This is a genomic window from Sporosarcina sp. P13, assembly GCF_002743055.1.
GTDB lineage: Bacteria > Bacillota > Bacilli > Bacillales_A > Planococcaceae > Sporosarcina.
This window is the reverse complement of the sequence record NZ_PDYM01000025.1, coordinates 23253-48230: the sequence shown is the minus strand read 5'-3', so window position 1 is coordinate 48230 and position 24978 is coordinate 23253. Positions and strand designations below refer to the sequence as shown.

General features: G+C 41.0%; 22 protein-coding genes, 1 pseudogene and 1 riboswitch. Of the genes and pseudogenes, 14 read left to right on the top strand and 9 right to left on the bottom strand.

The window, feature by feature from the left end:
* The first annotated feature begins 233 nt into the window (after positions 1 to 233).
* Together CSV79_RS16840 and CSV79_RS11615 are read left to right on the top strand one after the other, a co-directional pair.
* Positions 234 to 410 (top strand): hypothetical protein, encoded by a 177-nt coding sequence (locus CSV79_RS16840; RefSeq protein WP_158232527.1) that lies wholly within the window; start codon positions 234 to 236, stop codon positions 408 to 410.
* On the top strand, positions 401 to 937 hold the full coding sequence (locus CSV79_RS11615; RefSeq protein ID WP_099689222.1) for a hypothetical protein: 537 nt from the start codon (positions 401 to 403) through the stop codon (positions 935 to 937). Before CSV79_RS16840 ends, CSV79_RS11615 begins: the two co-directional genes overlap by 10 nt.
* A gap of 245 nt (positions 938 to 1182) precedes the next feature.
* Here CSV79_RS11615 and CSV79_RS11610 read toward each other — a convergent pair whose 3' ends face one another.
* Positions 1183 to 1713 carry a DUF7686 domain-containing protein gene (locus tag CSV79_RS11610; RefSeq protein WP_143560569.1) on the bottom strand — a complete coding sequence of 177 codons (531 nt, stop codon included), beginning with the start codon at positions 1711 to 1713 and terminating at the stop codon, positions 1183 to 1185.
* Positions 1714 to 1915: 202 nt separating this feature from the next.
* Here CSV79_RS11610 and CSV79_RS11605 point away from each other — a divergent pair, with 202 nt between their 5' ends.
* The 5 genes and pseudogenes from CSV79_RS11605 to CSV79_RS11585 form a co-directional block, all read left to right on the top strand.
* Positions 1916 to 3460 carry a YifB family Mg chelatase-like AAA ATPase gene (locus tag CSV79_RS11605; RefSeq protein ID WP_099689220.1) on the top strand — a complete coding sequence of 515 codons (1545 nt, stop codon included), beginning with the start codon at positions 1916 to 1918 and terminating at the stop codon, positions 3458 to 3460.
* A complete protein-coding gene (locus CSV79_RS11600) occupies positions 3447 to 4037 on the top strand; it encodes a transposase (protein WP_099689219.1) in 591 nt (196 codons plus the stop codon). The genes CSV79_RS11605 and CSV79_RS11600 overlap by 14 nt, the downstream gene beginning before the upstream one ends.
* A gap of 238 nt (positions 4038 to 4275) precedes the next feature.
* Positions 4276 to 4461, top strand: coding sequence for a hypothetical protein (locus CSV79_RS11595; RefSeq protein ID WP_099689218.1), 186 nt, complete (start codon positions 4276 to 4278; stop codon positions 4459 to 4461).
* A gap of 81 nt (positions 4462 to 4542) precedes the next feature.
* The gene (locus CSV79_RS11590; RefSeq protein ID WP_143560568.1) at positions 4543 to 4902 is read left to right on the top strand and encodes a hypothetical protein; all 360 of its coding nucleotides are present in this window, start codon (positions 4543 to 4545) and stop codon (positions 4900 to 4902) included.
* Between the two features lie 2 nt (positions 4903 to 4904).
* A pseudogene (locus CSV79_RS11585) lies at positions 4905 to 5078 on the top strand (BCCT family transporter); the annotation flags it as partial.
* 177 nt (positions 5079 to 5255) lie between these two features.
* Here the strand turns inward: CSV79_RS11585 and CSV79_RS11580 are convergent.
* Both CSV79_RS11580 and CSV79_RS11575 read right to left on the bottom strand, forming a co-directional pair.
* Positions 5256 to 6779, bottom strand: coding sequence for an SH3 domain-containing protein (locus tag CSV79_RS11580; RefSeq protein ID WP_099689215.1), 1524 nt, complete (start codon positions 6777 to 6779; stop codon positions 5256 to 5258).
* Between the two features lie 729 nt (positions 6780 to 7508).
* Positions 7509 to 7976, bottom strand: a complete 468-nt coding sequence (locus CSV79_RS11575) for a hypothetical protein (protein ID WP_158232526.1) — start codon at positions 7974 to 7976, stop codon at positions 7509 to 7511.
* 211 nt (positions 7977 to 8187) lie between these two features.
* Here CSV79_RS11575 and CSV79_RS11570 point away from each other — a divergent pair, with 211 nt between their 5' ends.
* The gene (locus CSV79_RS11570; RefSeq protein WP_099689213.1) at positions 8188 to 9912 is read left to right on the top strand and encodes a phospho-sugar mutase; all 1725 of its coding nucleotides are present in this window, start codon (positions 8188 to 8190) and stop codon (positions 9910 to 9912) included.
* Positions 9913 to 10021: 109 nt separating this feature from the next.
* On the opposite strand, the gene CSV79_RS11565 is transcribed toward CSV79_RS11570, so the two are convergent.
* From CSV79_RS11565 to CSV79_RS11555, 3 genes are all read right to left on the bottom strand, one after another.
* Positions 10022 to 11368, bottom strand: a complete 1347-nt coding sequence (locus CSV79_RS11565) for a glucose-6-phosphate isomerase (protein ID WP_099689212.1) — start codon at positions 11366 to 11368, stop codon at positions 10022 to 10024.
* A gap of 84 nt (positions 11369 to 11452) precedes the next feature.
* Complete coding sequence (gene galU / locus CSV79_RS11560; protein ID WP_099689211.1) at positions 11453 to 12337, bottom strand: UTP--glucose-1-phosphate uridylyltransferase GalU; 885 nt, start codon at positions 12335 to 12337, stop codon at positions 11453 to 11455.
* A 28-nt stretch (positions 12338 to 12365) separates the two neighbouring features.
* Entirely contained in the window at positions 12366 to 13904 is a 1539-nt protein-coding gene (locus CSV79_RS11555) for a glycosyltransferase family 2 protein (RefSeq protein ID WP_199171916.1), read from the bottom strand.
* Between the two features lie 373 nt (positions 13905 to 14277).
* Positions 14278 to 14387, top strand: a riboswitch (TPP riboswitch).
* Between the two features lie 119 nt (positions 14388 to 14506).
* Between CSV79_RS11555 and thiO the strand changes: the two genes are divergently transcribed.
* The 3 genes from thiO to CSV79_RS11540 all read left to right on the top strand — a co-directional run bounded on the left by thiO (position 14507) and on the right by CSV79_RS11540 (position 18806).
* Positions 14507 to 15652 carry a glycine oxidase ThiO gene (gene thiO / locus CSV79_RS11550; RefSeq protein WP_099689210.1) on the top strand — a complete coding sequence of 382 codons (1146 nt, stop codon included), beginning with the start codon at positions 14507 to 14509 and terminating at the stop codon, positions 15650 to 15652.
* Positions 15653 to 15678: 26 nt separating this feature from the next.
* A complete protein-coding gene (locus CSV79_RS11545; protein ID WP_099689209.1) occupies positions 15679 to 16842 on the top strand; it encodes a hypothetical protein in 1164 nt (387 codons plus the stop codon).
* A 290-nt stretch (positions 16843 to 17132) separates the two neighbouring features.
* On the top strand, positions 17133 to 18806 hold the full coding sequence (locus CSV79_RS11540; RefSeq protein WP_099689208.1) for a carboxypeptidase regulatory-like domain-containing protein: 1674 nt from the start codon (positions 17133 to 17135) through the stop codon (positions 18804 to 18806).
* 195 nt (positions 18807 to 19001) lie between these two features.
* Here the strand turns inward: CSV79_RS11540 and CSV79_RS11535 are convergent, their stop codons facing one another.
* Positions 19002 to 20150, bottom strand: a complete 1149-nt coding sequence (locus CSV79_RS11535) for a prenyltransferase/squalene oxidase repeat-containing protein (protein WP_099689207.1) — start codon at positions 20148 to 20150, stop codon at positions 19002 to 19004.
* Positions 20151 to 20313: 163 nt separating this feature from the next.
* Between CSV79_RS11535 and CSV79_RS11530 the strand changes: the two genes are divergently transcribed.
* The 3 genes from CSV79_RS11530 (at position 20314) to CSV79_RS11520 (ending at position 22122) form a co-directional block, all read left to right on the top strand.
* Entirely contained in the window at positions 20314 to 20778 is a 465-nt protein-coding gene (locus CSV79_RS11530) for a COG4315 family predicted lipoprotein (protein ID WP_099689206.1), read from the top strand.
* Positions 20779 to 20912: 134 nt separating this feature from the next.
* Positions 20913 to 21467 carry an RNA polymerase sigma factor gene (locus tag CSV79_RS11525; protein WP_099689205.1) on the top strand — a complete coding sequence of 185 codons (555 nt, stop codon included), beginning with the start codon at positions 20913 to 20915 and terminating at the stop codon, positions 21465 to 21467.
* The gene (locus CSV79_RS11520; RefSeq protein WP_099689204.1) at positions 21457 to 22122 is read left to right on the top strand and encodes an anti-sigma factor; all 666 of its coding nucleotides are present in this window, start codon (positions 21457 to 21459) and stop codon (positions 22120 to 22122) included. The genes CSV79_RS11525 and CSV79_RS11520 overlap by 11 nt, the downstream gene beginning before the upstream one ends.
* 204 nt (positions 22123 to 22326) lie before the next feature.
* Here the strand turns inward: CSV79_RS11520 and CSV79_RS11515 are convergent, their stop codons facing one another.
* Together CSV79_RS11515 and CSV79_RS11510 are read right to left on the bottom strand one after the other, a co-directional pair.
* Positions 22327 to 22887 (bottom strand): DUF2179 domain-containing protein, encoded by a 561-nt coding sequence (locus CSV79_RS11515; RefSeq protein WP_099689203.1) that lies wholly within the window; start codon positions 22885 to 22887, stop codon positions 22327 to 22329.
* Positions 22888 to 23041: 154 nt separating this feature from the next.
* Complete coding sequence (locus CSV79_RS11510; protein ID WP_158232525.1) at positions 23042 to 24649, bottom strand: BCCT family transporter; 1608 nt, start codon at positions 24647 to 24649, stop codon at positions 23042 to 23044.
* Between the last annotated feature and the right edge of the window lie 329 nt (positions 24650 to 24978).

Sequence of the window (24978 nt, the reverse complement as noted above, 5' to 3'; positions counted from 1 at the left end):
CATGGCTGCATTTGAAAAAGAGGACGCCGACCCGTTTCGAGAAGATACAGGAATAGCCAAGCCAAAACAGGAACTTTTTATTGATGATGTCATTCCAGTAGGGATCTAGGGCAGCATTCTACGGTGGAAAAAATGGTGATTTGATGTTATAATTTAGAAAAGAAGTGCATATACTAAATACTACTCCTTTTTAAGGCGAGGTGATTAGTATGTGTGATGAGGAGGATGTTGAAATGGCTACAGAAACAATCTTTCAACGGTTTACTCTTGATGAAGAAGCGTCTAAAAAAATTATTTCATCGCCACGTACTCAAATCAGACACACAAATACTTTTAACGATATAAAGCTTAATAAATCAGAAAGAATTGCTAATGCAGCAAAAATATTAAATTCTAGAAAATGCAAATAGTTAGTTTATCGAGTTTAATTGATGCGTCTCAGGATGAGGCTGAAATATATCAATACTTGTCATCCTTTCAAAGTGAAAAAAATGAGGATGTTCAAGTATTTCTGCACAAAAAGGCAATTCCCAATGAAACAAGAGCTTTAACTCGTACAAGTCTAGTTGTGGATGATGAAAATGATAATGAAATAATTGGTTACTTTACTCTTCTAGTAAAACCCTTTGTAATTGTAGAGGAAGTTTCTAAAGAATCAAGGAAGAAATTATCTGGAGATAAAAATACAGATGTCTTTAATTCTATTTTAATCGCTCAATTAGGAAGATCTGACTTATATAAGGGTAAGGTAAGTGGCGATGCTATCTTAGAATTCGCTTTAGAAAATTGCGAGTTGGCTTATGATTTAGTTGGATTACGAATTGTATGTGTAGAATATGATGATGTCCCATATCTAAATGATTTTTATTTGAGCAATGATTTTAAAATTCTTCAAATGAATAATAATCAAAAGATATTAGCCTATTTAAGATTTTAATATAAGGAATCCCAAACAAGGGGTTCTTTTTTTGTGCCTAAACGAGAGGAGGTGGAGTTGTGGCATTAAAAACGGTGCCTGTGCACTACACAGTTAGACACTATTCTGATAACTAGATAGTGTTCAAGAAAAGAGTCTTTTGATCGAGAAATCGATGGGGGACTCTTTTTTGATTGCAGCCTATCAGTCCAATGTAATTCCACACAACCCAACCACAATAGGTCACTAAATAAACATTCTGCTGTTCACTCCAGCTCATCGGCCAAGTCCTTCATCACCATCTTCACTTGAAATCCTTCGAAAGCTTGCAACATACGGCCTACTTCATCCCACGTATATGGCTTTCCGTCGATGATTACGAGCGGTGCTTCGCTGTTTATTGAATCGTAGGTAAGTACGCCTTTCAAGTGGTTTTGTTTTACATATGTATAGGGTTCATCTGTTGGAAATTTCCCTGTTTCCAGATAAGTCTCCGACAGGCCCCGTGTTGTTTTTTCTATCAGTTGTTTGAATAGTTTATGCTGATCGTCATCCAGTTCTCCATCCACTGCAAACTCGTATCCTTGCTCCCATCGTTCATGCGCAGTCAGCAAAATCGCTGTTCCCGTGATCTGCCGCTCCACTTCAAAAATATGTTTTACTCCATTCACATCATCAGCGACAAATGTTTTGGGCAGTTGCGGAAGCTCTAATCCTAACTCCTCCGCCATCACTGTATTATAGCAATCCATACAGAGTGAATGATTGCCGAACCGTACGCGCACTGTTGAATTCAAAAGCTATTAAATCTTACTCAAAATAAAAACTATCAAAATTCAATTTTGCCCCCGAAAACAGCCCCGAAATTCAATTCTTTATATCCACAATACGATACCTATGCACTTCTCTTGCTTTCAAAATTCAATTTTGCACTTTTGACGTTACTTTGTTTCCTTCGCTATACTCAATACAATCATATATACGAGAGAGGGTGGAGTAATGGCATCGACGGTGTGGAGTGTTGGTCTGCAAGGGTTAAAAGGAGAGCGTATTCGGGTGGAGGCGGATATTCGTGACGATAAAGAACAATGTGTCATTATAGGGTTGCCGGATGTAAGTATCAAAGAATCAAAAGAGCGGATCTTAAGCTGTTTACATCATTTAGCGTATGATTTATCCATGAAGAAGATTACGATTCATTTATCGCCTGCTGATATACGCAAAAGCGGTACAGGATTTGATGGAGCGATGTTGCTTGCGGCTATACAGGAACTTACCGATCAGCCGTTGCCGCTAGATGATTCTATTTGTGTGATTACCTCTCTTTCACTACACGGTGAACTGGTTCCTTTTCACGGCTTGTTACCTGCGATTCAACAAGCGCTCACTCTTGGTTTTAAACGAATCTATTTGCCGCCAGTGGATGTTTCATTTCTTAATTATGCAAAAGACGTAGAATTGATTCCACTGCCGAATGTTGAGGCTCTGTTGAATCATTTACGAGGACAGTCCACTCTGTTATTTGATGGCTTATTAGCTCCCGTAATTACAGAACAAGCGACGTTTCAGGAGCAATATGAGACCGATTTTTCAGCTATCCGTGGACAACAGCAGGCAAAGCGTGCATTGGAGATTGCAGCAGCAGGCGGACATCATACATTATTGATTGGTCCTCCTGGTTGTGGAAAAAGTATGCTTGCTGGTGCATTTTCATCCATTATGCCTGATTTGGCGCAGGAGGAAGCACTTGAAGTGTATAGTCTTTATCATTTAGCACGTGAAAAACAAGGTATAACGCTTCGTCCTCCCTATCGGCAACCCCACCATTCAGCATCCGCTATTTCATTGATCGGCGGAGGTACGTATCCAAAGCCTGGCGAGATATCCTTGGCGCATCGCGGACTATTATTTCTTGATGAATTGGGGGAATTCTCCAGAAAAACATTGGATATGTTACGTCAGCCGATGGAGTCCGGAGAAGTGACGATCAGCCGCGTAAAACAAACCGTCAGTTATCCAGCCTCTTTTACGTTAATTGCGGCTACGAATCCTTGTCCATGTGGCTATTACGGTTCTCGGGAGCGCTACTGTACGTGTACTCAGAAGCAGATTACGCATTATCAATTAAAAGTATCCGGTCCGATTTTAGATAGGCTGGATTTTGTGTTGTCTCTTGAAAGCAGTGGCTTAAAAGAACAAACTACTGCGGAGAGTTCATTGGATATACGGAAGCGCCTAGAAAAAGCGCGGGAGTTGCAACGAATACGATATGGTCGCAATGTTCTAAACGGCACGGTATCGTTTCAGCTACTGGAACAGACTGCTGGGCTGACTTCCGATCAACTGAATCTAATTGGTGATATCTGTTTTGAGCACAAGTGGAGTAATCGGACACAAGTCAAACTCATTCGGATTGCCCGTACTATAGCGGACTTGCAGGGGAGCACGGGTATTACGGCAAGTGCGCTGCAGGAAGCGATTGAGTGGAAGCGGCTACCTACCGGGTTGCAACTAGTAGGAGGTGATTCAGTTGGCCAGACGTAAACGAAACTGGCGACCGTATGCATACTATCATGTTGTCATGCGTGGCAATAACCGTCAAAATATTTTCGCTACTGAAGAAGATATGTATCATCTGATGCGTTGTATTGCTCATGCGTATGAGAAATATCGATTTACTCTAATCGCATTCTGTATTATGACTAATCATTATCATTTGCTAATTCGTTCAGAGGATGACTTATCGAAAATCATGAGGGAGATCAATCGTCGATATAGCGACTATTATTCGAAACGCTACAATCATGTAGGACGCATCTATCAACGTCGCTATTTCTCCAAAGAAGTCGATACTCCACAATCGCTTCTCGCAGTCAGTCGATACATTCATCGGAATCCAATCGAAACCAAGATTCCAATGGTGAAACGTTTAGCCGATTATCCATTCAGCTCCTTTCCTTTATATGATGACACTACTACTTCACTACCTTATATAGATATTCATTCAATTCTTCGGTACTTACCGCCACCGTTTGAAAAGACTAGTGAGAGTTATATCCGATATTGTTTGATGGAGGTAGAAGAGATTTTGGATATTGGTGAATATATCTCTTTGTCTTAGTGAGCTGTACCTGTGCACAACAAGCCAAATTAATTAAAGGTGCCTGTGCACTGTTGAATTCAGAAGCTATTCTGACGGTTGCCTGATGAAAAAAGAGAACCGTTAACTCCGGTTTAGCGTTTACAGTAGGTTACTATAACTGTGTAGAGAATAGTCACTAAGAATCATAACTAAGTTGCTTTACTAGTTCAAATCACACTATAATGAAATGATATAACAGAATGTTCAGGAGGCTACTATGTCTAGAAAATGGTTACCTATGTCGTTTTGCATTGCAATTCTACTTTTCACTACTGTACTCCCTGTTACGGCCACGACGCTGAATGGAGAGAATGACAGAGTAGAATCTACACAAGCGAAGTCAATTGTGCCAAAAAGTCACACATTGAAGTTGCTTCCGAATCTGCAACTGGCTATGCAGTAGAAGCCCCTTCGAACGATTAACGATCCTCGGAAGGCATGGCGCATCCAGTTCAATCGTCCAATGAGTGGTGCGGAAGAGAATTTGTATAAAGCGAAGATTTTTGATCAAGCGGGGGTTGAAGTGTCTACGGTTAGTTCTTTATATCCCGAGCATCTGCTGCTTGTACCGAATACCCCTTATCAGGCTGGAAAGACATATACGCTACTTTTGCAGAAAGATCTAGTTAGCGAGCAAGGTATCGCGTTAGGAAAAGATGTGTATCAGCAGTTTGTTTATCAGCCACGACAGCTTCCAGGAGAACCTGAAATAGATCCCCCATATCATGGAACAGTCTACGTAGATCCTACTATCATCACAGCGAACGATCCATCAAGCTTTACAAAGTTAAGCTATGCTGGAAGAGAAACAAGGACAATGTATGATCGTAGAAGTGCAAGTTAGGTCTTACATGGTTTGCCATGCTATTTACTGCAGGATTGGTGATCGGCCTCGTCTTCTTTGGACTAGCCGAACCAATTTACCATTACGTGAATCCCCCGTTTGGAGAAGGAAATACAGTAGAATCAGCAAAAACAGCTATGAAATACAGCTTCCTACATTGGAGTCTTCATCCATTTACATGGCAATTGAATCCGGGTACTATATCCAAAAGCCGTATTCTACTTATGTTTTATACCTTCACGCTCTAGTAATCACTAATGAGGTACCATTTTGATATGCTCCAAGAATGGCATTGTATCAGCCGTAAAATCAGAAAAACGATTGCAATGAACGCAATCGTTTTCTAGGTTCAATTATTTTTGCTTTAATAGGAACGATTCATATCTCTGAATAAACGCTGATATGTGTGCACGCGTTAAAATTTGGTCAGGTTTATACTCAACGGCTGAAGTCGCTGTAGTAAGCCCATTACCCATGAAAAATTGAATCGCTGTAGGTTCACTTACTTTTTTCCCATAGTGGTAAGATGCCATCAATTGTGCCAATTTACCACGTCTAATGCCTTTCTCCGCTAGAGCTTTCGAAGCTTTCGAATTTTCATTTGCTAGTACAGGCATTTTATACTTTTTCGCCATGCTGTATATACCACTTCTACTCCAAGACGAAGTGTTTTTTACACTTCCTATTTCATCTTTTTGAGCGTAACGGAAGAAGATTGTTAGGAAGTGTGCCTCTGTTAATTGTGTATTCGGTTGTAACTGGGTTTCGTATTTCTTTGTTTTTGTGTTCCATTCGTTATTGTAACCTCTAATTAACCCCCGGTCGATTGCCCAAATCATATCATCTCTCCACCAAGCTGTAGTGCTGAAGTCTGCAAACCTTTTAGCGTAAGCTGAGTAGTCCTGTGTAGTGTCAACTGGAGGTGTTGGCGTTGGCGGTGAAGCTGAGTAGTTTAAATAACTTGATGCTACATACCCCTCTGTCCCGTCACTTCTTTTCACAGGATACCAAACAAAATGGTTTTTCTTCGTTGATACTTCTTCATATTCAAAAGGACCCGTAATGGTAACAATTTCGCCTTCACGTAAAGTACCCATAGAAAGACTATCCGTAGTAGGTCTTGTCCTAAATGTTACATTAGTTGTTGCACTAACTTTTTGATTTGTTTCAAAAAAATACTTTGATTTTTTTAATGGTAAATCAAAATCATAGTTCATCGCTGAAAATTTAATATTTTCCCTGCTGTTAGAGTCATATTGAAAATGTTCGCGTGAAAAAGGTAGCTCTGTTAGATCTATTAATTCCAAATTCTCGATAATTCGGAGAACTTTTTCTTGATAGGCATTTGCATTTCTTTCACCAGTTGCTTGGACAATTGGACTATTTACCGGCTTAGTACCGTTATAAGCCATGATAGCGAAGTACCAATGTTCCAGTACATCTCTTTCCCCACCGTTGATGCTAGGTAAATCCTTCCGCTTAAACATATCATCTAGAGTCTCTACACCAGCTTGAATATTATAGACAATATCGCTTTTTAGTCTATCTTGATTGTAGCCGGCTTGATTTGTAATTTGCATAATGCCAATTCCATTATCAGCTGTCACAATCGCTTCACCATTCATATCGAAATGACGCCAATTTCCACTTTCACCTTCCGCTATTGCCTTCACAATTTCAGGAGGAACATCATAAATCAGTGCTGTTTCGGTTAACAAACAGTTCATTGTGGAATAATCAGGGTTTACTTTCGATGCCGAATCATACTCACATGTATTTGCAATATTATTAGCTAATACATTTTTATCTATATTTATAGATAGAGAGAGGGCACCAATGGCAATAACACTAATCAATGGCTTTAATATCTTTTTCATATCTGATTATTACACTTCCTTTCATATTTTCTAAAGTCAAAAGATTCATATATATGTTATCATAAACCCAATATTTGAGATAGGATAAAAAGCTGTACGCTGTGCACCACACAACTTGGACCTATTCAGACAATTTGTAGGTGTTAAAAGGCCATACCTATTATATGAAATAGAATGAGTGAACTACACAACTCCAACACCATTCCGAAAATCATGAGAAGTCTTCTAACCAAGAAAACGGTCGGAAGGGTTTTTGTTGTTTAATTTCAAAACAACAAAACTTACCCAAAATAAAAACTATAAAAATTCAATTTTGCCCCCGAAAACACCCCCAAAATTCAATTTTGCTTTTCCGAAATCCAATACCTATGCATTTCTTTGGTACTCAGAATTCAATTTTATGCTTTTGATGGTACTGTGTTTCTTTCATAAGTCGTTGGTTCTTTACTGTTTATTTCTGCAGGGCTCAATTAAAATCTCCCCCAAAATAAAAAAATGACCCACCTTGGTCCGCATTGTTAAGAGGCGTGGTGGGTTCTGTTGTTATCATGGTATCAAGAAGCGGCTATGCTGTAAAGAGACAAATGCCCAAAGCGATGTTAAAAACGGGTGCCTATGCATAACGCAAAAACGATGTGCACCACACAACTTCAATACTATTACGACAATTATCCGATAAAAAATGAAGTGTCTTCTGATCTAGAAAACGCTCAGATCACTTTTTTCTGTTCAATTATAATCCCACAATATCCGCCACTCGCCTACAGCATTTGCGACATATACTTCTTGGAGGAAGCTGAACCTTCCGTATTTTCCTTTATAGGTTTGAATGACAGTAAATTTATAGGCTATATCAAATGCCTCTGCTTCTTCAGCCATTTTCCAATCATTGATTTCATTACCTCCTGTTATTGTAAATTGGAACGTTTCAGCACCAAAATGGCCATTAAAAACATGGAGACGGTCAGTCATGAACTGTGTTTTACTCCATTTATCTTTCATGAAAGGGTGAAGTAATGCCCATGAATCAGCGTAGTTACCACCTTGTTCATGCGTATAAAACGCCTCAAGTACTTTCTTTGATTTGTAGCTTGGCGAAAGCAGGTGATTAATAAAGCCTATCAACGCAAGTAAACTACAAATGGATATGATTATAATAAAAAGTAAGAGTTTATTACTTTTCTTCTTTCCCATCATGATTATCCCCTTTGGTAAGTTAATCTCTGTTAAGAGGATATGATTTCAACAAGTTTATTATCAAAACGGACAGCCTGTATTTGGGGAAACTGCACAGTTGGAACAAACTATGTACTAGTGAAATTTCAAATGACAAATTTCAGCTTGTATGGTAATCTGAAAAAAATGAATATTCTATCCAATGGAGATACCTTTGAAAAGGGATGAGATCATGCAATGGAAAGTAAAAGCAGAACATTGGGTAACACAGCTGACTGACAAAGATCCGATGAAGAAGGAACTCTCGGAACTGTTACTCAATGAGAAGGTAGCAGAGGATTGTTTCTACAAAGATTTAGAGTTCGGAACGGGCGGCATGCGTGGTGTGATGGGGCCTGGAACAAATCGGTTAAATATGTATACGGTACGTAAAGTGGCCCTTGGACTTGCACAGTATGTAGTAGGACAAGGGCAATCAGCGAAAGAGCGTGGAGTCGTTATTGCTTATGATTCACGTCACTTATCCAAAGAATTTGCGCTTGAAATGGCAAAAGTGATTGGCGGACAAGGTGTTACAGCGTTTCTATTTGATGAACTTCGACCGACGCCATTGCTTTCGTTCGCTGTTCGCAATCTACAAGCATTTGCTGGAGTTATGATTACAGCTAGTCATAATCCACCAGAATACAATGGCTTGAAAGTGTATGGTGAAGACGGAGCCCAACTTCCACCAGAAGCAGCAGACATCATTATCGATTCTATAGCTAAGTTAGGAATAGATCTTGTACAGGATCCAGCGAATGAGGAGCAATTAGCTACTGAAGGATTACTCGTATCGATTGGTAAAGCAGTTGATCTAGCGTATATGGAAGAGTTACAAACGATCAGATTAAACAAAGAGGTAACGGATGTATCGATTGTCTTTTCAGCACTTCATGGGACAGCGAGCAAGCCTATGCGACAGGCATTTGAAACGTTTGGCTTCGAGCAGGTCGAGTATGTAAAAGAACAAGAACAGCCAGATCCGAACTTCTCAACTGTTAAAAGTCCAAATCCAGAAGAAGCTCAGGCGTTTGAATTAGCTATTCAATATGGAGAAAGGGTTGGAGCCGATCTATTGCTTGCAACAGATCCAGATGCAGATCGACTAGGCGTGGTGGTTCGGGATGAACAGGGGCAATTTAACCTGTTAACAGGTAACCAAATCGGCACAGTTATTCTCCATTATTTACTGGAAGAGAAAGTAGCAGCCGGGGAACTACCACGTAATGGTGTCGTTCTGAAAACAATCGTCTCTACCGATATCGTGACTGTGATGGCGGAAAAGTACGGCTTACAGACAGTGGACGTACTAACAGGCTTTAAATTTATCGCAGAGAAAATTCTTACATACAAGGAAACACAAGCGCAGACATTCCTTTTCGGCTTTGAAGAAAGCTATGGCTACTTGATAGGGGACTTCGTACGTGATAAAGATGCCGTTCAAACCGCAGTCTTCATGGCGGAAATTGCTGCTGTGTATAAAGATAGGGGAAAAACGATCTATCAAGTGTTACAGAAAGTCTATGAAATGTATGGCTTTTATAAAGAACTGAACACTTCTATCACACTAGAAGGAAAAGATGGTTCGGAACAAATCACACGGATTATGAATTCGTTCCGTCATACGCCACCTTTGACTGTTACTGGTAGTAGAGTGCAGAGGATAGAAGATTATTTAAGTAGTGAAATGCTTGAGTGTTCTACTGGAAAGATTACAACGATTGACTTACCGACTTCTAATGTATTGAAATACTACTTGGAAAATGGCGCTTGGTTTACAATCCGTCCATCTGGAACAGAACCTAAATGTAAATTTTATTTCGCGGCGAGAGGTCAGACAGAAAAAGAAGCACTAGACACAGTAGAAACAATTTGTGATTCCGTATTGAAAAGAGTACAAACAGACGTATTATAAAAACACAAAAGGCATGAGGTTGAATAGATTGAAAAAAGTGCGCAAAGCCATGCCAAAAGAATGTTGCCCATTATCGATAAACCTACTTTGACGCTATACGTTGTGAAATTTAATTTTTAATAATAGGGATTTCTAGCGTTTCATATCCTGGCTTATTCAACAGTTTAAACATATTCGTTTTATATTCCTCCACACCAGGCTGATCGAATGGATTCACACCGAATAGATAGGCGCTCATCGCACATGCTTTTTTAAAGAAGTAGACGAGGTATCCAAACGTATAGGCATCCATGGATGGAATTTCAAATATTAGTCCGGGAACGCCACCGTTACTATGCGCGTTAAGTGCGCCTTCGAATGCTTTACTATTGACACAATGCAACGTTTTGCCTGCCAAATAATTGAGGCCATCTATATTGTCATCCTGGGGATCAATTGGTAGATCATCTTTGTTTTGGTTCACTTTCACAATCGTTTCAAACAAGTTCCGTTGACCTTCCTGTATATATTGACCGAATGAATGCAAGTCCGTAGGGAAGGTGCCAGATGCTGGGAAGATTCCTCTCCTGTCTTTCCCTTCACTTTCGCCGAAAAGCTGTTTCCACCACTCCGCTAAATAGTGCATACCGGGTTCGTATGTGACGAACATTTCGATTGCCATGCCTTTTTGAAAAAGGATATTGCGAATGACGGCATATTGATAGGCGGCATTTTCCTGCAAGACTGGGGTCAATAATTCAGTATGGGCCCGCTTAGCGCCCGCCATGATCGGATGGATATCGATTCCGCTTGCTGCGATCGGCAGTAGACTGGCAGCAGTGAGCACTGAATATCGCCCGCCAATGGTGGCGGGAATGGCAAAGGTGTCGTAACCTTCTTTGACCGCAAGCTCTTTCAATGCGCCTTCATGTTCATCCGTCGTCACATATATCCGTTCTCTCGCTTTCTCTTTGCCGTACTTCTCCTCCAAAAGCTGTCGGAACAACCGGAAAGCAATTGCCGGTTCAGTCGTTGTGCCCGATTTGGAGATGACGTTAATGGAGAACTCTTTTCCTTCCAATACATCCATCACATGTCTTACATACGTAGCGCTCAGATTATATCCGACAAATAAAACTTGCGGAAGACCATGACGTTTCTCTTTTGGCAATAAATTATGGAAACTATGGTTCAACATCTCAATCGCTGCACGCGCCCCCAGATACGAACCACCGATTCCGATGACCAACAGTACATCAGACGTCTCTTTAATTTTCACTGCCGTTTTTTGAATACGGTCAAACTCGTTCTTGTCATAGGTTGTAGGAAGATCGAGCCAGCCTAAGTGGTGCTGATGCATGCCTTTCCTGCTATGCATTTGGTGGTGGATCGCTGACACGCTATGCTCCAGAAATTGTATGTTATACTGCCCGAAAAACGACTTTGCTTTTGCATAGTCAAATGTGATATGAGTCATAGGACACCTCCAAATAGTTTGCAGTAAGGCATACAAGAAGGCTGAGATGCTGTTTGTGAATCAAACATTACAGTGTAAGTCTGCTTACAAAACCGCTTTTTTGTTGTTGATAATATCGCTCATATAGGTGAGCAGTTCTTTTTGGATATCAGCATCAAGCAAAGCATAATCGATGGTTGCTTTAACAAATCCTGCTTTTTCACCGATATCGTATCGTTTGCCTTCAAATTCATAGGCAAAGACCTGCTGGTTTTTGTTTAGGGCCTGTATCGCATCGGTCAACTGGAATTCTCCGTCCGCTCCAATTGTCTGTTCGTTTAAATAGGAAAAAATTTCAGGCGTGAGAATATAGCGCCCGACGATTGCAAGGTTTGACGGGGACACTTTTGGATCAGGCTTTTCTATTAGATTGTGGATTTCGTACCGTCTCCCGTCACGCAAACCGGGATCGATTATTCCATAACGTGTAGTTTCCTCCCAAGGGATGGTCTGAACTCCAACTACTGAGGCACCTGTTTCCTCATGGACATCCAGCAACTGTCTTAAACATGGAGTTTTACTTTGAATAATATCATCGCCAAGGAGGACAGCAAACGGTTCATTTCCTATGAAACTTCGGGCACACCAGATCGCATGCCCGAGGCCGAGCGGTTTTTTTTGCCGAACGTAGTGGATGTTCGCGAGGTTTGAAGAAAATTGGACTTTCGCAAGAAGATCAAGCTTTCCTTTTTTGGATAAATTGTATTCAAGTTCGGGAGCAATATCAAAATGGTCTTCGATCGCGCGTTTACCTTTGCCTGTCACGATCATAATATCTTCAATTCCTGCAGCCGCTGCTTCCTCGACAATATATTGAATGGTCGGTTTATCGATAATGGGCAGCATTTCTTTAGGTTGTGCTTTTGTAGCCGGTAAAAAGCGGGTACCGAAACCTGCTGCAGGAATAATTGCTTTTTTAATTGACATAATCGGCCTCCAATTTTTTAGTTAAACCCATCTACGCCTTATGATGTCCTCTTAATCTCCAAAGTTGGTAGAGCATAATGAGTGTTGCAAAAATGGTTAAGTAGGTAAGTACAGTCCAACCGGTTTGTAAAAAAGGTCGGATGGAAGTTTGTACAGATTCACTCGTTAAAAATTCCCTTTCATTTATACAAAAATAGATGGCAAGGCTAATGAATAAAATGATTGCGAATAAGCCTTGTGTAAGTTTGCTTTTCGTCTGTCCTCTTTCGGCACTATACTGGATTGCCCAACCATCCTTTTTGTTTGCGGATAGTTTTCCCAACCATACATTGATGAACGTGATGAGGTTTACCCATAAATAGATTTCCGGACTGATCAATAACGCAGCGAAAATAATATCGATTGGCCGGTGCATAGGTGTTTTTAGTGCGAGCACCGTGTTTAACAAAGAGGCTATCAGAACTGGCGTAATCCAGATCCATGACCAATTGAACTGGTCTGTTGCGAGGCTTAGAACGAGTAGTAAGATGAATAGAAACCTGATGAAAAGATTTGAAAATGTTTTCAATTGGGAACGCCAAATCTTCCCCCTATGCTTCGAACGTACATCAATATTCGGATTCGTAAGTAAATCAACCGTTCCCGACTGCCATTTATTTCGCTGCTGCCTGAATGTATGATAGGTTGTCATGGCATCCACATAACAACGGGCTGTAGGGCTAATCAATGTTTTCCAGTTTTTCTGAATCTGCCATGTCAAGTGCATATCTTCTACATCACTATCATCCTGCCATGGACCGTCCAGCTTGTTTTCATGCATGACGTCTTGTAAGGATTCGGGTCGGAATAAAGTGGCCTGCCCGCCTAAGACATACGTACTGCCGCCACTGTATTGTAAGTCTAACAACCAACTTGCCATATCCTGTTTCTGTTGATGTGTCCACCAACGCGCAATGGGTCCACTATATTCACCGGTTAAAATCTTTTCTTCATAATAGGGATCGGACTTTGACAGCAGACTTTTCTTCTTAGGCATCCTCATTGTATACTTCGCCATAACACCCCCGATATTCCGGGCACTCATCAGCCCTTCCCAAAGATCTTTTAGTGCACCTGGCGCTAATCTGCTGTCAGCATCCATGCCAAGAATCGCTTTCACAGAGTTCTTATAATACTCTTGAAAAGATGTCAGCCTCGTATCATATAGTGCTAAAGTATCTCCATAAATACTTTTCCAAGCTGTATTTAAAGCACCGACTTTTCGCTGCTTGTTATTCGTGGTCGTCAACACTCTCAGGTTTAGATTGAATTCCGCTCCGGCTTGTAAGGCCATTTCTTCCGTTTCATCGGAACAGTTATCCGCAATGACTATGACATCCAGCTCGACGCCAAGCGGCAACGATTGATCGCCTAATCCTGCCAGACAATCCCGAATCGATTTTTCTTCGTTATGCGCGGGAATGAAAGCAACAATCCGCGGTTTCATATAGGTATGCCGGACACCCGGTAAACGACTTGCTGTTGAAATCTCGTCCTCCCTATTAGTTGGGTTAGACACTACTTCCTCCATAGTTGAACTACCCCCTACGTCACTAATCGATCATCCATACTGAACATTTTGATCTGAGTTGGGATAAAATCCTATAGTGCTTTGCTTCTACACTATTGTATTTAGTTGTATAGAAAAGTAGAACGATAGAACAATAGTGGGGGGCATCGATATAATATGTTCGTTAAAAGGGTACTAGGAACCACGAATGAAAGTTCGTATTCAATTCAATAATTGAGTGTGGACTAGGATAAAGAGTCTTAAGAACGTGAAAACGATTGGGAAGCATTTTTCTGTTTAATGTGGAATTTTAGTCAAAGGATTCAAAAATGACAAATTTTAAATGACAAATGACAAATTATAACTTGTATGTTAATCTGAAAAAAATGAATACTTTATCCACTGGAGGTGCCTTTGAAAAGGCTGAGATCAAAGTGATTGACTTTGGGACTCCTTGAACCTGATCCAGTTTGTACTGGCGGAGGGAAGTGGCACTATCAATTGTATGGTATAGACTGTATACATGAGGCGCTGCTTTCTTCTATGAAAGCGGCGTTTTTTTATTTTCTTGTACGGATGTTCAATGGCATTAGTATGTTAACCATTTATGAGGAGTGGGGACAATGAAGATATATGATCACATGATTATTGGCGGAGGGGTAATTGGTTGTTCGATTGCCTATCGGCTAGCGAAGGAAGGCTTAAGCGTAGCTGTATTTGATGCAGGCCAAGCCGGACAGGCTTCTATGGCAGCTGGAGGGATGCTTGGGGCGCAAAATGAGTTTGAGCGGGAAAATCCGTTGTTGGGAATCGCACTGGAAAGCCGGGGGATGTTCCCTCAACTTCGTGATGAACTGCTGTCCGAAACGGGTATTGATATTGAATTACGAACAGCCGGTCTGATCAAAACAGCTGCGACAGAACAGGATAGGGACGAGTTGCAACAGCAATATTACTTTTTGTCCAAAAAGGATCCATCCATTCAGTGGCTTGAGCCGGAGGAAGTGCCGGAGATCGAACCTTGTATGACGTCCCAAACTGCCGGTGCTATTTTTCTTGAAAAAGACCATCAAGTAAAAGCCCCGTTGCTCGCACAGGCCTTTTTGAAAGCAGCACTACATGCCGGTGTTCATGTATATGAAGAAACAAAGGCTCTTCGTCTACTGATTCAACAAAACCGCATCATGGGAATCGGTACTTCAATCGGCTCATTTCATGCAGCGCAAGTTACGATTGCAGCTGGTGCTTGGAGCAGCCATCTTTTAGTTGACACCGACTTTTCCTTGCCCGTCATTCCCGTGAAAGGCGAATGCTTGTCCATCCGATTGGCCGGCCCTGCACCGGTCAAAACCATTTTTGCGGTAGACGGCTGTTATATTGTGCCGAAACGAAATAAGGAAATGCTCATCGGCGCAACGTCTATTCCCGATACGTTTGATACATCGGTAACGGCTCGGGGCATTCTTTCACTATTGCAGCGGGCTTCCCATCTATTGCCTGTACTTAGTGATGGAACAATTCACCGGACATGGGTCGGTGTACGTCCTCAAGCCGCAGACCATCTGCCGGTCATGGGGTCTCATCCGTTCATTGAAGGGCTGTATATATGTACCGGTCATTACCGGAACGGCATTTTGCTTAGCCCGATTACAGGTATACTGATGAAGGATTACATAAACGGCTGTCAGGAGACGCACAAGCTGCTTACGCCTTTTGCACCGGGGCGGTTTTCCGTTGTAAGCGGCGCTAAACACACTATAATGAAATAATATAACAAAATGTTCAGGAGGCTATTATGTATAGAAAATGGTTACCTATCTCGTTTTTCATTGCAATTCTACTGTTTACTACTGTACACCCTGTTTCGGCCACGACGCAGAATGGAGAGAATGACAGAGTAGAATCTACACATGCGAAGTCAATTGTGCAAGAAAGTCACACATTGAAGTTGCTTCCGAATCTGCAATTGGCTATGCAGTGGAAGCCGCTTCGAACGATTAACGAACCTAAGAAGGCATGGCGTATCCAGTTCAATCATCCAATGAGTGGTGCGGAAGAAAATTTGTATAAAGCAAAGATTATTGATGAAGCGGGGGTTGAAGTGTCTACGGTAAGTTCTTTATATCCCGAGCATCTGCTGCTTGTACCAAACACCCCTTATCAGCCTGGAAAGACGTATACGCTACTTTTGCAGAAAGATCTAGTTAGCGAGCAAGGAATCACGTTAGGAAAAGATGTGTATCAGCAGTTTGTCTATGAGCCACCAGGAATACCTGAAATAGATCCCCCATATCACGGAACAGTCTTCGTAGATCCTAATATCATCACAGCGAATGATCCATCAAGCTTTAAAAAGTTAAGCTATGTTGGAAAAGAAACAAGGACAATGTATGATCGTAGAAGTGCAAGTTGGATCGTAGCTGTGCCATATTTATTCCGGGCGGAGTACTACGATGGAAATACGATTGAAATCCAAGTGAATCCCGAGTTTAAGAGTATTGGACAAGCTGAGTCGCAAGCACTCCGTTTTGCGGGTCCAATAGGGCAACTACCGAACTATTTAAGAGAAAAAGTGTTAACTGTATGGATTCATAAAGGAAAAGAAGCATTTGGCGGTGGGAATCATAATCTATTGATTCATACAGAGCAGGCTGATGAATATATAGGGCTAGGCGTATTGGAAGAAGTTCTGTTCCACGAAGCGACACATACATCGATTGATCCTCTATATTCCAACCATCTGGGATGGAAGGCAGCCCAACAAGCTGACGGGAATTTCATTTCAACTTATGCAAAAGAATTTCCGGAGCGGGAAGATCTCGCTGAGTCGTTTTTAATGTATTACGCATATAGACAAAACCCTACTCGTATAAGTGAAGAAATGATATCTACCATACGTAAGACGATGCCCAACCGTATAAACTTCTTTGATCAACAATTTTTTCGGAGGAATAAGTGAAAATAATTTTTAGTGAATACTAGCAAATAGTTTAGCAGGACTCCTCATACTAGCGGACTTGCAAATGCATCACAAAATTTAACAACGCAGAAATTCTCGCCTTTTCCTAAATATTCTAAAAGTTTAGTGACGGTTTAGTGAATGTATGATACAATGGTCGCAGGGGAAATAAGTGATAGAATATACATGCCACTGATAGCACGCCGTATGCGATGAAAGTCGCCTGTACGGTGTAGGCCCGGATCGAAAGCTGTTGAAAAGCAGTATAAGACGGGAATGGCGGACAACAGTTGAATAAAGCTACGCAACCGGGGACATATGGACCGGCAACAGGCACACAAGTAATAGCAGGTGACTTTACCGTTTCAAGTCCTGGAGTCAATTTACAGAACATGGTCATTGAAGGAAATCTCATCCTCGGTCCAGCTGTGGGTGAAGGTGATGTTCATTTGAATGGTGTCACCGTTCAAGGGACTACAATCATCAATGGTGGCGGTGAGAATAGTATCTATTTCACCGATTCGGTATTAGCGACAGTAATTGTAAATAAAAACAACGGTGCAGTGCGTATTGTGGCACAAGGTAGTACGCAAGTATTTGAAGTGCAACTTGAAACACCGGCAAGAGTAGTAGAACAAGGCTTGACTGGCAACGCACCAGGATTCACTGATATTGTTGTATCGGAAGCGATGCAAACTAGTCAGTATGGTGTGCAACTGGAAGGTGTCTTTGAAACAATTAACTCAAGAGCAACGAATGTTCGTATTACGTTAGAAGCTGGTACAGATATTAGAACGCTTGTTTTGAATGCATTGGCAACAGTGTTAGGTACTGGGAATATTCAGCTTGCAGAAATTAATGCAGATGGTTCTACGTTGTCTCAAAGACCACAAAATGTTGTTTTAAACAATGGTCAAGTGACGATTGCTGGGGACGTAGTCGATTCTAGTTATTCTGATAACTCTGCAACAGCTGTATTGAACTCTATTGCAGTTAGTCCAGGAAGTATTTCATTGAATACGACACAATTTATTGCAGGTTTAACCGCGTCTGATTTTAACATAACAGCAAAGGTAGATAACGAGGCTATTGAGTTAAATAATGTGTCTTATGATTCGAATCAAAACCGCTTTACATTCAATCCAATTGCGTTAATTGGAAACGAGGGTAAGCAAGTAGAAATAGCAGTGACGCCTGCAGTAGGTTCGAAAGTGACAGGAACTGTGAAAACAGCTTCTTATCTTATTAGCACAGGTTTTGGTGGACGAATCACAGATGTGCAAGAAGTAGGTATGGCAAATGCGACGCTTACGTTCAAAGCGAATAATCAGGTAGTTGGCACAGCGACGACGGATCGTCATGGGTATTATTCTGTAAATCTACCAGCAGGAACATACCAAGGTGAAATCTCAGGTCCAGGCTATATTACATCACAAATATTCGGTGTAGCAGCTACGGATGTATTCTTGATGGATCAAAACGAAACTGGGATTCGTGCAGGTGCTTCTAATGAAGTGAAGATCATGCTCGATTGGGGTGAATACCCGAGTGATTTAGATTCGCATTTGACGGGACCAGGAGCAGATGGTAATAGGTTCCACGTTTGGTATGCTAATAAGCAGGCAACGACAGGTGAAACTACGTATGTTGATTTAGATTGGGATGATACGGATTCATATGGTCCTGAAACGACAACCATTCGCAAATTAGTTGATGGAGAGTACCGTTTCTACATTCACAATTATTCTAGTCGTTATGATAATGAAAATACTTTATCAGGCTCTAAAGCGAAAGTGAAAGTATTCAAGGGTAATGCGAATACACCTGACTTAACGTTCAATGTGCCTGAAGGTGACGAAGAGGCAATCTACTGGATTGTTTTTGATATGAAAGTTAGTAATAATGGTGAAACAATCGATATCGTAGAAGTAAATACGATGACAAAAGAAGAACCAATCAAATAATAGGTACTAGGTTCCCACGCAATTTAGACAATTTGAAAAGTGATAAAGGAGAAATTCCCCGACGGAAAGATCGGTCGAGGGAATTTCTCCTTTTGTGGTCTGTATGACTTATGGGGGAATTGGAACAGCTTCTTGAATTAATTTCGGGTGCCTGTGCAGGACGCTATTTTGAATTTCATGTTGCAGAGGCACTTATTAAAGAAGTTTCAACTTATAACGGGCAAGTGCAAGCAAAGGAAAGATCATTCGATAGCTATGGTAGTGGAAATAGAGCTCACCACCCATTCCTTGTCCAACGGGATACGAAGTGGTCCAATCGTTTTTATCATAGGAATCGAGCAAATAAGAAATTCCAGCTTCTATTTCAGATGTAGATTTATCCGCGACTGCAATGAGCGCATCAAGTGCCCATGCTGTTTGGGTTATGTTGCTGGATCCAAGGGGGATGTACTTAGCTGCATGATCACTTTTGCAAGATTCACCCCAGCCACCGTCCGGATTTTGTATTTCGTGTAACCAGTTTACGGCTTTTTGAATTGGCTGTTCTTTTGAGTGTACACCTGAAGCCATTAGGCCGGTAATTGCCGCCCATGTTCCGTAAATATAGCAAATTCCCCAGCGGCCGTACCATGATCCATCCTTTTCTTGATGATGAATGAGCCAATTTGTCCCGCGTTTCATCAGGCCGTGATTGTTTGGTAAATCGGTGTAGCTACCTAAAAATTCAAGAGTTCTCCCGGTTAAATCTGCAGTACTAGGATCCGTTAGTAGGAACTTTCCACCTTCGATTGGAAGTAAGGTCAATAATTCATTAGTTACATTTTTTTCAAACGCGGGCCATCCACCGTCCTGATTTTGCATCGACATGGTCCAATGAATGCCTTTGCTCCATGCTTGATGATAGTCTGGATCTGTCAGGGCAAGCCGCGAAATAGCTCTGAGTGAAGCCGTTGTGTCGTCTATATCAGGGTTCATCGTATTAATAGCTGAAAATCCCCATCCTCCTGGTAATACACCAGGATTATGAATTGCCCAATCGCCATATTTAGACTGTTGACGTGTTAACAAGTATTGGTTAGCCTGTTGGATGACCGGATCAGTTGAAGGAACGCCTGCATTTTGAAGGGCGTAGCTAATTAAGGACGTGTTCCAAACTGCAGCGGTTGTAAACTGTATATGTGTATGACCAAGAATGGTGCATTTCATCCCTTTTAATCCACTTACAGCTTGTAAAATGATCGGGTCCCGGTTTGAATAATCAAGAGAAAGTAAAGCAAATATCATGAAAAACGTTGAACTGAAATAACTGTAAAATGTGCCATCGGGCTCGATGCGGTCAAGCATATATCGAGAACCGGTACCAGGTCCCCACACAACTTAAGTTTTTAAAAAATGGGGTTGGAAGTAAAGGATTAAAAAGAATTCTAAAAATAACAAACCATTTCTCCATTCAAGTCGTTACCTTAAGTGAACGAGTAAAAAAACTTGGATGAGGGAGGAATGAAAGATGAGAAAATGGTTCATTGGGTTGCAGTTGTTAATCGTGCTGGCCATAGTTGCTGCATGCGGAAATGAGGGGACAGAATCAGTCTCAGACGAAGGCAACGGTTCAGAAACGACAGCATCGGCCCTGCAAGTCTTATCAAATGATAAAACTGGCGATTATTTAGCGGATGAAGAAGGAATGACAGTATATTATTTCAAAAAAGACGCTGAAGGAAAGAGTAACTGTACGGATGATTGCCTCGCAAATTGGCCGATTGTAAAAGCTACTGATTATGACGTGCCGGAAGGGTATAATAAGGCCGACTTCGGTAGCATTACTCGTGAAGACAATAGTGAAGAACAGTTGACGTATAAAGGCTATCCGCTTTATTACTTTGTAAAAGACGAGGCACAAGGTGATGTAAATGGGGAAGGCGTCAAAGATGTCTGGTTTGTAGTGAATGACAAGACTGAGTTCGGAAAATAACTTTTGGAAAAGGAGAAACCTGAATGGTTTCTCCTTATTTTATGCGCACATAAATTGCTTCCTGTTAACAGCAAGCGATCTTATTGGTATTATTAGAGGAATAAGAATATTCACTCGGGAAGGGGTGCGGTTGTGTGCGTACAAAAAACGATGAGGAACTATTTCGATTGGTGAAAAAGAAGAACCGCCACGCACTTGAGGAATTATATGACCGATACGGGAAGCTCGTATATAGCTATGCGTATAAATTTTCTAATAATCAATTGGAAATGTCAAAGGAAATTACACAGCTTGTTTATTTAAGGCTATGGACGACTCAAAGTCACTATGTTGCGTCAAAAGGGAAGTTTATCAATTGGCTATTAACAATTACAAGAAATATTTGTCTTGATTATGTAAAGAAAGAACGGCGGCACAAGTTTTTAGGCAATGTTGATACGATTGAACATATAGCGGATCCGAAAAATAAAATTGACGAGCATATCGACGCACAGTTAATACATAATGCAAAACTGAAACTCACTGAGAAACAAAGACGTTTAATCGATCTTTTATATTGGAAAGGTTGCACACTTCAGGAAATTGCAGAAATTGAGCAAGAACCCCTTGGAACGATAAAAAGCCGGCTTCATCAGTCATTAAAACAGTTGCGATTAAGCATGGAAGGGAGAAGCGACAATGAAAAATGACCCCAAAGATCAGGATGAAAAAAAGTCTTTGTCTAATCGATCCCTCCCACGTGATTTGGATGGTGCTGAGGAGAAAATGTGGGAGGCCATGCACTTCGATTTTGAAGTTGTTGAAGAACCATTAGGGTTAAAAGAAGACGTGATGAATTTTGTGTTCGAAAATGAACAGTTGAACGTAACACGATGGGGAAAAATGAAACTTCTATTCCGATCGGCACGAAACCAGTTTACCCCCTTGACGACAAGTTTGATTGCCGTGATGTTAATAGGTATTGTTTTGTTGATGGCTCCGCTTATTCAAGTCCCATCGAAAGAAGGATTCAGTGAGATAACGGCATCCATGAAGTTACATGTTGCAGGGGAAGAATTTGGCGAAGTATATGGTCAAGCATTTTTGGTAAACAAAAGTGGAAAAGAGGAGCTCGTCGTAAATGTATTCGATTTTCCTCAAACAGAAGGGCAAGAAGTGTATCAAGTGTGGTTGATTGACAATGGTCAACGTCAAAGTGCAGGTGTCTTTAGACCGGATAAGGCGGGTTACGGTGTCTTGACAGTTGACACGTCGAAATTTAACATATTTGACACTATCGGGATTACGTTGGAACCAGATACTACTAGTAAACAGCCCAGAGGAAAGAAAATTGTTGGAACTTAATAAAGGGTACCTGTATATTAAAACCCGTACTGGAGCATCAGAAACGGTTCTCTGGATTCAGAACCGTTTCTTTTGGTGCGTAAAGCGATTGGAGCCTCTTTCACGCATCGCCATATATGTGCTTCCGCTAGAATTTGTACTTAAGTTCTTGAAAGACAACGTAACAGTTCAGAGTTTTCTTCAACGGATATCTGAAGAAGTGTCTTACGAAATCGATGAGCTTTCGGGTGCTTTTTTTGTAGATTTTCTCTTTCTTCTTTTCATTGCCTTTAACAAATAGCCGCCTTTAAACTTTCTTGGTTCGTACGTGATAATAAAAGCATTTGGCTGGTAATCACAGATCAAATCATATAACCCTTCTTCCTGATTCCGCTTCGTGAGGATTTCGAGTTTATATCGAACACTATCACGTCCAGTGCCTTCAAAAACTGTTACACCATATCCTTCTTGCCGCAACCGGTCAATGAGCGGCTGATTTAGCGTAGGAATGTTCACTTGGATGGCAGTATAACCAATCGCCAGCTTCTCTTCAATTAGAGTTCCGACAAATATGCCGATGCTGAATCCGAGTGCGTATACGAGCATGCTCATAAAGCTTTGTTCTCCGTCAAAAACAAGTGATAATCCAAAAATATAGATCAAGGCTTCAATTGCACCAAGAATGGTTGCTTGAGTTCTTAATTGTTTTACAATAAAGATTGTGCGCAATGTGAAACAGGGGACGTAAAGTAACTGTAAAATAAGAATCCAGATAATGTTATTCATTCCACATCTCCCTTAAGGCCTGTGCCGGTAGTACTTCCATTGTATTCAACTACAATAGCGGACATACAAAGCATCCCGAACATAAATCGAACAGGCTGCAGAGAAGATCAAGACTTTTCCACAGCCTGTTTTAGATGTAGCGGATGTATTGTTGTTATTTTTTTATCGTCATATTTTGTGTGACAGGTATTTGCTGTGACTCTATTGACGTACCTAATGGAGTAGTCTCCTTATTTTCTGCATTGGAAAGTCTATTTCCCGTTATTCTTGTAGGGATCGTTTCCTTCGATAGTTCCTTTAAAAGCGAATAGCACATGAAAAGCATTAAGATAGTTAGCGGGAATGACGTGATGATTGCCAATGTTTGAATAGTGGACAAATCACCTGTTAGTAAAAGAAGACCCGTCACGATTGCCATGTATACGCCCCATGTAGCTTTTACTTTTCTTGTAGGGTTTAGGTCACCATTTTGACTCAGCATCGCGAGTACAAAAGTAACTGCCTCAGCATTTGTAATAAAGAATAGGGCAATCAGAATAATGGTGATAATACTCATAAACGTTGTTAGCGGCAAGTACTCCAAAAATGCAAACATACTGAGTGCACTATTTGCGAATGCTTGATCGGCCAATGCTGTATAGCCTAAGTCGTGTAGGAAGTGTAAGCCGGTTCCTCCGAAAACGGAAAACCAGATCATTCCTAAAAAGGACGGTGCCAATAGAACCCCGGCAATAAATCCACGAATCGTACGTCCCTTCGAAATACGTGCCACAAAGATTCCGACCGCAGGAGCCCAGGATACCCACCATGCTAAATAGAATACTGTATACTCCCCAAGCCACTTATTATCTTTGAAAGGCTCAATTCCTAAGCTCATGGAAACGAAGTCACTCATGTATGCACCCAGTGAGCTGATGAACACTTGGATAATTTGTAGTGTCGGACCCATTAGAAAAACGAAAGCCAATAGGAATATGGCTAGTGCTATATTAAGATTGGATACTAGCTTGATTCCTTTTTCAATCCCCGAAATGGCGGCAGTGATATAGATGAGCGAGATGACACCGATAATAATGAACTGTGTCGTCATCGTATTAGGGATATTGAAAACGTGTTCCAATCCGGCTCCCATCTGTAATGTACCGACTCCATAGGAAGCCGCAACGCCAAAAACAGTAGCTACTACGCAAAATATTTCTACTGTATATTTGAAAGCCCTTTCATTTTTACCTTTATACAAACCAATGACCGTTGAACTAATTAAAGCAGGTCTGTCTTTTCTGTATTGGAAGTAAGCTAGCGCCAGACCGAAGATCGCATACATCGCCCATGGATGAAGACTCCAATGAAGGAAGCTGTATTTCATGGCGACTGTTGCAGATTCCGCTGTATTTCCTTCTCCATAAGGAGGATTCACGTAATGGTAAATTGGTTCGGCTAGTCCAAAGAAGACGAGGCCGATCGCCATCCCTGCAGTAAATAGCATGGCAAACCATGTCAGTCCTTTATAGGTTGGTCGATCGGTATCTTTCCCAAGCCGAATGCTGCCATAAGGGGAAATGCATAACCAAACTAATAGGCCAACAACTAGGAAAGCAGCTAGTAAGTAAAACCAACCGAAATAATCTACAGCTAGTCCTAATGCGGATGAAGCGAAAGTACCGAGTGCTTTATTAAAGAAAAAAGCGAAAATGATAAAAACCGTGATAATTGAAATAGAAACTTTGAAAATTACATTATCCTTTGTATTGGGATTTTGCATAGCCATCCTCCTCGAGTAATTTAATAGATTCTTCTAACATGCCATTGTAATGTACGTTTACACGTAAAAGCAGTATCGAGAGTCTGATGTTGTACTATGTCTACGTTTTAATCACTCTTCTATCTCCTCCCTTATAGTGTGAACTTGTATTTTATATGAACAAGTTCATTAATGGCATTATTATAGGTTAATTAACTGGAAAAGTAAATGTATATTAAATATTTAAAATATTTTACTAGAAACTATTGCAAGTGAAAAAAAATGATGTTATTATCTGAACAAGTTCATGAACATGTTCATTAATTGAACACAATCAATTGTGTAGGGGT

Bases quoted from the DNA above. Each gene is read 5' to 3' on its own strand.
- CSV79_RS16840 (WP_158232527.1), top strand. From the start codon at position 234: ATGGCTACAGAAACAATCTTTCAACGGTTTACTCTTGATGAAGAAGCG.
- CSV79_RS11615 (WP_099689222.1), top strand. From the start codon at position 401: ATGCAAATAGTTAGTTTATCGAGTTTAATTGATGCGTCTCAGGATGAG.
- CSV79_RS11605 (WP_099689220.1), top strand. From the start codon at position 1,916: ATGGCATCGACGGTGTGGAGTGTTGGTCTGCAAGGGTTAAAAGGAGAG.
- CSV79_RS11595 (WP_099689218.1), top strand. From the start codon at position 4,276: ATGTCTAGAAAATGGTTACCTATGTCGTTTTGCATTGCAATTCTACTT.
- CSV79_RS11580 (WP_099689215.1), bottom strand. From the start codon at position 6,779: ATGAAAAAGATATTAAAGCCATTGATTAGTGTTATTGCCATTGGTGCC.
- CSV79_RS11575 (WP_158232526.1), bottom strand. From the start codon at position 7,976: ATGATGGGAAAGAAGAAAAGTAATAAACTCTTACTTTTTATTATAATC.
- CSV79_RS11570 (WP_099689213.1), top strand. From the start codon at position 8,188: ATGCAATGGAAAGTAAAAGCAGAACATTGGGTAACACAGCTGACTGAC.
- CSV79_RS11565 (WP_099689212.1), bottom strand. From the start codon at position 11,368: ATGACTCATATCACATTTGACTATGCAAAAGCAAAGTCGTTTTTCGGG.
- CSV79_RS11555 (WP_199171916.1), bottom strand. From the start codon at position 13,904: ATGGAGGAAGTAGTGTCTAACCCAACTAATAGGGAGGACGAGATTTCA.
- thiO (WP_099689210.1), top strand. From the start codon at position 14,507: ATGAAGATATATGATCACATGATTATTGGCGGAGGGGTAATTGGTTGT.
- CSV79_RS11545 (WP_099689209.1), top strand. From the start codon at position 15,679: ATGTATAGAAAATGGTTACCTATCTCGTTTTTCATTGCAATTCTACTG.
- CSV79_RS11535 (WP_099689207.1), bottom strand. From the start codon at position 20,150: ATGCTTGACCGCATCGAGCCCGATGGCACATTTTACAGTTATTTCAGT.
- CSV79_RS11530 (WP_099689206.1), top strand. From the start codon at position 20,314: ATGAGAAAATGGTTCATTGGGTTGCAGTTGTTAATCGTGCTGGCCATA.
- CSV79_RS11520 (WP_099689204.1), top strand. From the start codon at position 21,457: ATGAAAAATGACCCCAAAGATCAGGATGAAAAAAAGTCTTTGTCTAAT.
- CSV79_RS11515 (WP_099689203.1), bottom strand. From the start codon at position 22,887: ATGAATAACATTATCTGGATTCTTATTTTACAGTTACTTTACGTCCCC.
- CSV79_RS11510 (WP_158232525.1), bottom strand. From the start codon at position 24,649: ATGCAAAATCCCAATACAAAGGATAATGTAATTTTCAAAGTTTCTATT.